Source organism: Hyphomonas sp. (genome assembly GCF_040882205.1).
GTDB lineage: Bacteria > Pseudomonadota > Alphaproteobacteria > Caulobacterales > Hyphomonadaceae > Hyphomonas.
The window spans coordinates 1-2,527 of sequence record NZ_JBBEBT010000261.1; the positions used below are offsets into that span (position 1 = coordinate 1).

Below are 2,527 nucleotides of genomic sequence, written 5' to 3' on the forward strand. Positions count from 1 at the left end.
GGGTGATCAAATCTGCCGTCATGGACACGATATCCTGATTAATGGCGAGCGTGTTGCGCTCGCGCGGTCCATCAATTCAAAGGGGCGGTTTCTGCCGGTATGGGATGGCTGCCAGCGTCTGGAAGCGGGAGAATACTTCCTGCTGGCACCGCATCCGGACTCGCTCGACGGGCGGTATCTTGGCGTCACGGACAGCGGAGACCTGGACGGCTCCGTCCGTCTCCTGATGACCTTCGGGAAATGACAGGATCACAACGCCATGCAAAGCGGTGCAAGCGTATGCAGTGTTCAGACGAGCGAACCCGGTAGGGCAAGATATAAGGATGTGCGTACACGCACATCCAAGACCCTGTCTGCACATCCTTTTTCTGTATGCTCATGCCACAATTTGAGACAGACAAGATTCTGCAACTTGCCTGAGCCGGCAGGCGATTGGTTGTCATACGGGGCCCTGCCGCGCAGATGAGCACAGAAGACGAATTCACGCCGCGCCTGGGAAAACTGAAGGACCGCGGACGCGGATCGATCAAGCGCGCTGGCGGTGATATTCGCAAAGCGGCCGCGAGGCTCGGCCCGCGAAAGCCAAAGACCGGGTTCACAGGCAGTCGGATCGGCCGGGGCAGGGGGGCTGTGCCTCAGGCGGTCCGGAATCCGCGCGGACTGACGGCGCGGCAGATGCGGCGCGTGACGGTCAAGGTCCACATCGCGCGCGTGAAGTCTGGGGCCGGTGCCAGCGCGCTCGCGGCGCACCTGCGCTATGTGCAGCGCGACGGCGTTGAACGTGATGGCAGCGGCGGCATGCTATATGACCGGCAGGACGATGCCGCGGACGGGCGTGCATTCCTGGAGCGCAGTGAAGGCGACCGGCACCAGTTTCGGATCATTGTGTCCGCAGAGGACGCCGTCGAGCTGGGCGATCTCAGATTCCACACGCGCCGCCTGATGGCCGAAATGGAACGCGATGTTGGCACCAGGCTCGACTGGGTCGCCGTCGATCACCATAATACCGGCCATCCGCATATTCATGTCATCATCCGGGGCAGAGATGAATTGGGACGCGATCTTGTCATCGCGCCGAACTACCTGATGCAGGGCCTTCGCGGCCGGGCGAGCCAGCTCGTCACCGATGAGCTCGGACCCCGCCGGGAACTCGACATCCTGCGCGCCGAGCAGCGGGAGATTGCTGCGGACCGGTTTACGGGGATCGACCGCAAGCTGGCGGCGATGTCAAAAGATGCCGTCGTGGCAATCGCGCCTGCGGCGACGGAGGCGCAGCGATTTGAGCGGGCCTCAATGCTGCAGCGCCTTCGTCACCTCGAAGGACTGCACCTGGCGACGCGTCAAGGCTCATCAGAGTGGCGGTTGAAGGACGATTGGGACGAGACGCTCAAGGCGCTTGGACGCCGGGGCGATATTGTCCGGTCACTGGCCGCCGGCATCGGCCCGGAGCAGGCCCATCGCGCGGTGCGCTTTGCGGAAGGCGGCGGGCAGGTCGAACGGCCCTTCACCGGCATCGTGATCTCACAAGGCCCCGAGGACGAATTGCGGGACACGCGGTTCCTGCTGGTCGAGGACCTCGGCGGAGAGGTCTGGCATGTACCGGCGCGCGGTCTGGAGCCCGGCGACTTGCCGCCGCGCGGCGCGGTCGTAGAGGTCGCGTCAAGGACAGCTTTGCCAAGGCAGGCGGATCACACGATCGCGCGCATCGCGGCAGAGACCGGCGGGATCTATTCTGACGCCTATCATGAGGCGTTGGATCCGGGGGGCTCAGCGGACTACCGCCTGGCGCACAAGCGGCGGCTGGAAGCGCTGCGAATGAAGGGCCTTGTTGATCGCGCCCCCGATGGGAGCTGGACCATTCCGCCAGACTATCTGCAACGCGCTGCCGGTTTTGAGGCGTCTCGCGGCGGACGGGTATCGCTCCAGGTGCGCAGCTGGATGGCGCTCGAGCCGCAGGTCTCTGCGCGGGCCGAAACATGGCTTGATGGCCGGGAAGCGGCCGGCGATGCGGTCCTGTCCTCGAGGATTGCTTCAGCGCGCCAGGGCCGCCTCGCATTCCTCAGGGAGCAGGGCCTCCTGGCGGCAGGCGAGATGGCACTGTCTTCGGATACGAGGATGCGCCTGCGCTCGGCTGAGCTTTCAAGGGTTGCCGCCATTGAAGCTGCGAAAACTGGCAGGACGCTTGCTGAGCCGAGCGGCGCGCCGTTCGAAGGACGCTACGAGCGCAGCTTCCATCTCGCCCAGGGGCGCATGGCGCTGATCGGTTCGGAGAAAGCGTTCGCGCTTGTCCCCTGGCGGCGCGAGATGGAGCGGCTGAGGGGGCAGGCCCTGGTGATTGAGACAAAGGGCGCCGGGATGGGTTGGACATTTCCGGGTGGCCGGGGGCGCGGCAGGACGCAGTAGCGGCTTTGCAGGTCCTTGCCGCGATTTGCCGCCATTCACACTGGTCAGGCAGCAGCCAGAGACCGAAGCTGATCGCGTTTTTAGCATCGGAGGTTCTGGTTCCTTGTCCCCTTCAAAAATACTA

General features: G+C 64.3%; 2 protein-coding genes. Both read left to right on the forward strand.

Annotated elements, in window-relative coordinates:
* Window positions 1-244, forward strand: a 244-nt coding sequence (locus WEA77_RS11215; protein WP_368067969.1) for a S26 family signal peptidase, incomplete at its 5' end; no start/stop codon positions are given.
* A 431-nt stretch (window positions 245-675) separates the two neighbouring features.
* The gene (locus WEA77_RS11220) at window positions 676-2,403 is read left to right on the forward strand and encodes a DUF3363 domain-containing protein (protein ID WP_368067970.1); all 1,728 of its coding nucleotides are present in this window, start codon (window positions 676-678) and stop codon (window positions 2,401-2,403) included.
* Window positions 2,404-2,527 lie beyond the last annotated feature (124 nt).